The sequence below is a fragment of the Curtobacterium sp. B18 genome (assembly GCF_000333375.1).
Lineage (GTDB): Bacteria > Actinomycetota > Actinomycetes > Actinomycetales > Microbacteriaceae > Curtobacterium.
In genome coordinates this window covers 1-5094 of the sequence record NZ_BACZ01000149.1, presented here as the reverse complement: position 1 = coordinate 5094, position 5094 = coordinate 1, and the positions used below count along the sequence as shown (strand labels likewise).

Sequence of the window (5094 nt, the reverse complement as noted above, 5' to 3'; positions counted from 1 at the left end):
CGACGAGACACCGAGCAGGTTGATGACGGTGTTGATCGCGACGAACAGCAGTGCCCAGAGCCACCGGGGCGTCCCGGGGAAGATGCCGACCATGCTCTCCGCCGCGAACACGTAGAGCAGCGTCGGGACGAGCAGGTAGTCGAGCAGGATCGCCCACCCGGCGAAGAAGCCGGCGGTGGGGTGGATGCCGCGGCCGACGTACGAGAAGACACTCCCGGCGAGCGGGATCGACTTCGCCATCTGGGCGTAGGCGAGCGCCGTGAAGATCATCGCGACGAGGCCGACGATGTAGACGAGCGGCACCATGCCGCGGGACGAGTTGTAGACGGTGCCGAAGATCGCCCACGGAGCGATCGGCACCATGAAGACCAGCCCGTAGACGAGCAGGTCGGTGGTGGACACGGAGCGCTTCAGCTCCTGCTTGTAGCCGTAGGCCTCGAGCTGCTGCTGCGCGGAGAGCTCGCTGTGCTGCTGCGACATGGTGGTTCCGTTCGGGGAGACGGTGCGTGGAGGGGGGAAGGACGGACGGGAGGCGCGGTGCGGGGGTGAGCCGCGCCTCCCGTCCGGCGGATCGCCGACTGGTCCCTGTGGCCGGCCCGGTGGGGCCGGCCACACGCTCAGTCGACGGGGTCGTCGTGACCGGCGAGGAACGCCGCGACCACGCGACGGAACTCCTCGGGCTGCTCCAGGTGCGAGCAGTGGCTCGCCCCCGGGAAGACGTGCTGCTCGACGTCGGCGATGCGCTCGACGAAGGGCTGCCAGGTGGCCGGGGTCGCCTCGTCGTGCTCGCCGGCGACCACGAGCGTGGGGACGGTCACGGCGTCGAGCCGATCGATGATCGTCCAGTCGCGCATGGTGCCGATCACGTGGAACTCGTTCGGACCGTTCATGGTGTGGTAGACGGTCGGCTCGGCCTCCATCTGGGCCTCGGAGTCGACGAAGTCCTGCGGCATCGGCACGGTGCGGCAGACGTGGCGCTGGTAGAAGACCTGCGTGGCGGCGAGGTACTCCGGGTCGTCCACGGAGCCGTCGGTCTCGTGGCGCGTCAGCGCGTCCTGCACGTCTGCGGGGAGCTGGGCACGGAGTTCGGCGGCCCCCTCCACCCAGAGCTGCATCGACGCCGGCGAGTTGCAGATCGCGAGGCTCCGCAGGTGCGCCGGGCGCCGGACGGCGATCTCGGCGCCGAGCATCCCGCCCCACGACTGCCCGAGCAGGTGGTGGGCACCGAGTCCGAGGTGCTCGACGAGGGCGGAGTACTCGTCGACGAAGAGCTGCGGCACCCAGGTGGAGACCGGTGCGTCCGGACGGTGGGTGCTCCGACCGCAGCCGAACTGGTCGTGGTGCACGATCGTGCGCCCGGTCTCGTCCGCGAGGGCGGCGAGGTTCCGGAGGTAGTCGTGTGCCATGCCCGGACCGCCGTGCAGGACGACGAGGGGCAGCGCACCCGGGGTGGGGTGATCGGGTTCGGTGACGCGGTACCAGGTGTGCCCGTCCTGGAACGGCATCGTGCCTTCGGTGATGCGGGACATGTCGCACAGCATGGACCGCGCAAAGGTCCCGTGCAAGACCTTTTCTGGTCCTTTAACGTGGACGAAACGAACGAGGGGAACCCGGTGGCGGAACGGACGACCGAGAGCCGGGTCGACGAGGTCGAGGACCGGCTGGTCACGGCCGTCGCGGTCGGCGAGTACCTCCCGGCGTCACGGCTCCCACCCGAGCGAGAACTCGCGATCCTGCTCGGGGTCGGGCGCGTCACGGTGCGCGCCGCGCTGGCTCGACTCGTCGACCGCGGACTGCTGGAGACCCGGCGCGGGCGCGGTGGCGGGACCTTCGTCAGGACCCAGTGGCCGGACTCCTCCTCCGACGCGGTCGGACGCACCCTCCTGGCACGGTGGGACGCCATCCGAGCCACCACGGACGCGATCGCCCTGCTGCACGGCGCCCTCGCGACCGCGGCCGCTGAACGGATCGACACCGAGCACGCGGCACGGGTCCGGGAGCGCCTCGAGGACTTCCGGGCCGCGTCGTCCGGGCTCGCCAAGCAGCAGGCCGATGCGGTGCTGCACCGGACGATCATCGACGCGGCGGGCAACGACGTGCTCGCGGCGGTGCTCGCCGACCTCGAGGGCCAGGTGTCGATCGCGGCGCCCGCGCACCTCTGGGGTGTCGCCGACGGGATGGCCGCGATGGAGGACCGGGCGCTCCACGAGCACGAGGCGATCGTCGACGCGGTCTGCGGCGGGGACCCCGTCACCGCCGGGCAGCTCGCACGGCGGCACGTGGGGATCGACCTCGAGCTCCTGGAGCGGGCGATGCTGCGTGCCGGCCAGGTGCCGCGCGCCTGACCGGCGGGGCTGGGTGCTCGGCGGTCGCCCGACCGGGGTCGGCCGACCGGGGGTCAGCTGGCCGGGGGTCGGCTGACCGGGGTTCGGCCGACCGGTGGGTCGGCCGACCGGTGGATCGGCCGACTGGTGCCTAGTGGCCCATCCCGAGGCCGCCGTCGACGGGGATGACCGCTCCCGAGATGTAGCCGGCACCGTCGCCCGCGAGGAACAGCGTGGCGTCGGCGACGTCGTCCACCGTGCCGTACCGCGACGCCGGGATCTGCTTCTTGAACTCGGCGACGAGCTCGTCCGGCAGCGCCGCGGTCATGTCGGTCTGGATGAACCCGGGAGCGACGACGTTCGCCGTGATGCCGCGGGAGCCGAGCTCACGCGTGATCGACCGGGCCATGCCGACGAGGGCGGCCTTCGAGGACGCGTAGTTGACCTGCCCGACCTGGCCGTAGGCGCCGACCACGCTGGACATGAGCACGATGCGGCCGAACTTGGCCTTCATCATGCCCTTCGTGGCGCGCTTGACCACCCGGAACGTGCCCGTGAGGTTCGTGTCGATCACGCTCGTGAAGTCCTCCTCCGACATGCGGAGCAGCAGCTGGTCGTTCGTGATGCCGGCGTTGGCGACGAGGACCTCGATCGGACCGAGCTCGGCCTCGACCTGCGAGAAGGCGGCGTCGACGCTGGCGGTGTCCGTGATGTCCGCCTGCACCGTGAGTGCCCCCTCGGGTCCGCCCTGCCCGCTCCGGGAGGTGACGGCGACACGGTGGCCGGCTGCGACGAAGCGCTCGGCGAGGGCGTGGCCGATGCCGCGGTTGCCGCCGGTGACGAGGACGGTACGGGGGGTGCTCATGGTCGCTCCGTTCGGTGTGGGTGCACGGCGCGCCGGACCCGGACCGGGTCGGACACGCCCGGAAGAGCGTACCGGAGCCGATACGCGCACCGTGTCCGCGCGCGGCGGAACCGGTTCGGCCCCCACGGAGTTAGGCTTGCTCTCGGGCAGAGGAAAGAACATCGGATGAAGACGACGCACAGCATCACCACCCTCCCGGACTCTCCGGAGCAGGACCGTGCACATCGCCTGTCCCGGTACGTCTGGCAGATGGCCCTCCGCGTGGTCTTCTTCATCGGAGCGGTCGTCGTCTGGTCGATCTGGCACACGTGGCTCGCGGTCATCCCGATCGTGCTCGCCGGTGTGATCCCGTGGGTCGCCGTCATCATCGCGAACGCCGGCAGCCGCGCCGAGAGCGACATCGTGACGCCGGCTGGTGCGATCCAGCTGTACGACGCCGTGGACCCCCGACTCCGCGAACAGCAGGAGGACGCCCGGGCCGAGGCGTACCGCGCCGAGCAGGACCGACTGCGCGAGCAGGCGCAGGACGCGCAGGCCGAGTGGCAGCGGAGCGGCGACCGTTCCCGTGTCTGGGGACGGCGCTGATGGGGGCGACGTTCGACCTCGTCACCGAACCCGGCTCGACCCCCGTGTGCTCGCGCGCCGGCTGCGTGTCCACCGCCGCCTGGCGCGTGAACTGGCGCAACCCCCGGATCCACGCCATCGACCGCGTGAAGATCTGGGCGGCGTGTGACGAGCACCGGGACTTCCTCGCCGACTACCTGCGGTCCCGTTCCTTCCCGGTCCGGGTCACGGGCATGCACGAGGACGTGGACCGACTCGACGACGAACGCGATCCGGCCGACGCCCCGAAGAACGACGTCGGTGCACGCGCAGCCGGTGACCGTCGGTGAGCCAGCAGTTCGACCCGACTTCCCGGTACGGCCGACGGCACGCGCAGAAGCTCGAGCGCGCCGCGGCAGCCTCGCCCGAGCGCGGCAGCAGGAGCACCGTCACCGAACGTGACCCCGACGAACCGTTCGTCGGCTGGCGGTTCGTCCGCAGCAGACGGTGGCTCGGCTACTTCGCCATCGCCGTGGCCTTCGCGATCGTGTGCACCCTGTTCGGCATGTGGCAGTGGGACCGCCGCAACGAGGCCGTACGCCAGAACGAGCAGGTCGCGCAGAACTACGAGCACACCCCGGTGCCCCTCGACGAAGCCCTCCCGACGGCGTCCAGCTGGGACGACGCGAAGACCTGGCTCCGGGTCAGCGTGACCGGCCGCTACGACACCGCCGACCAGCTGCTCGTCCGGAACCGCGTGCACAACGGCCAGCCCGGCTTCGAGGTCCTCACGCCCCTGGTCACCGCCGACGGCCGGGCCTTCATCGTCGACCGTGGCTGGGTCCCCACCGGCAACGCGCAGGACGCCCCCGACCACGTCCCCGCTCCGCCGTCCGGCGAGGTGACCGCGATCGTCCGCCTGCAGCAGAGCGAGCCGCGCATCCCCGGCCGCACCGATCCGGCGCACACCGACCAGGTGCAGTCGGTGACGCTGTCGGACGTCGACAAGAAGGTCGACACGCCGATCTACACGGGCGCGTACGGGCAGCTCGCCTCCGAGTCCCCCGCCCCGACCCAGGCGCGCCCGCTCGGCTGGGAGCGTCCGACCGCCGACACCGGCCTGCACCTCAGCTACTTCATTCGTCGGTCGCGTACCAGGGCGTGGCCCGCGGCCTCGGCGCCGAGCGCATCCGCTCGGTGTCCGACTGGGCCGCCGGCGGGCTCGCGCCGGATCGCACGATCCTGCTCGACCTCGACGTCACCGTCGGACGCGCTCGCGTCGCCGCGGCGCGTGGGGACACCTTCGACCGGCTCGAGTCCGAGGCCGAGGCGTTCCACGAGACGGTCCGCCGGGCCTCCTCG

Annotated in this window: 7 protein-coding genes and 1 pseudogene; 5 read left to right on the top strand and 3 right to left on the bottom strand. The window is 71.6% G+C overall.

From position 1 onward, the window contains the following. Both I5E_RS04135 and I5E_RS04130 read right to left on the bottom strand, forming a co-directional pair. Positions 1–480: APC family permease (locus I5E_RS04135; RefSeq protein ID WP_022905880.1), on the bottom strand; the 480-nt coding region annotated here is incomplete at its 3' end. Positions 481–617: 137 nt separating this feature from the next. Further along, on the bottom strand, positions 618–1529 hold the full coding sequence (locus I5E_RS04130; protein WP_261974853.1) for a proline iminopeptidase-family hydrolase: 912 nt from the start codon (positions 1527–1529) through the stop codon (positions 618–620). A gap of 57 nt (positions 1530–1586) precedes the next feature. On the opposite strand from I5E_RS04130, the gene I5E_RS04125 reads away from it, so the two are divergent. Next, positions 1587–2345 (top strand): FadR/GntR family transcriptional regulator, encoded by a 759-nt coding sequence (locus I5E_RS04125; protein ID WP_022905878.1) that lies wholly within the window; start codon positions 1587–1589, stop codon positions 2343–2345. A 130-nt stretch (positions 2346–2475) separates the two neighbouring features. Here the strand turns inward: I5E_RS04125 and fabG are convergent, their stop codons facing one another. Further along, the gene (gene fabG / locus I5E_RS04120) at positions 2476–3189 is read right to left on the bottom strand and encodes a 3-oxoacyl-ACP reductase FabG (protein WP_022905877.1); all 714 of its coding nucleotides are present in this window, start codon (positions 3187–3189) and stop codon (positions 2476–2478) included. Positions 3190–3354: 165 nt separating this feature from the next. Between fabG and I5E_RS22545 the strand changes: the two genes are divergently transcribed. The 4 genes and pseudogenes from I5E_RS22545 to I5E_RS23245 all read left to right on the top strand — a co-directional run. Next, positions 3355–3774, top strand: a complete 420-nt coding sequence (locus tag I5E_RS22545) for a DUF3099 domain-containing protein (protein WP_022905876.1) — start codon at positions 3355–3357, stop codon at positions 3772–3774. Continuing rightward, a complete protein-coding gene (locus tag I5E_RS04110) occupies positions 3774–4082 on the top strand; it encodes a hypothetical protein (RefSeq protein WP_022905875.1) in 309 nt (102 codons plus the stop codon). Before I5E_RS22545 ends, I5E_RS04110 begins: the two co-directional genes overlap by 1 nt. Continuing rightward, positions 4079–4813, top strand: a pseudogene (locus I5E_RS26225) (SURF1 family cytochrome oxidase biogenesis protein); the annotation flags it as partial. The gene I5E_RS04110 and the pseudogene I5E_RS26225, both read left to right, overlap by 4 nt. Before the next feature lie 80 nt (positions 4814–4893). Then, on the top strand, positions 4894–5094 hold a 201-nt coding region (locus I5E_RS23245), incomplete at its 3' end, for a dTMP kinase (protein WP_369007685.1).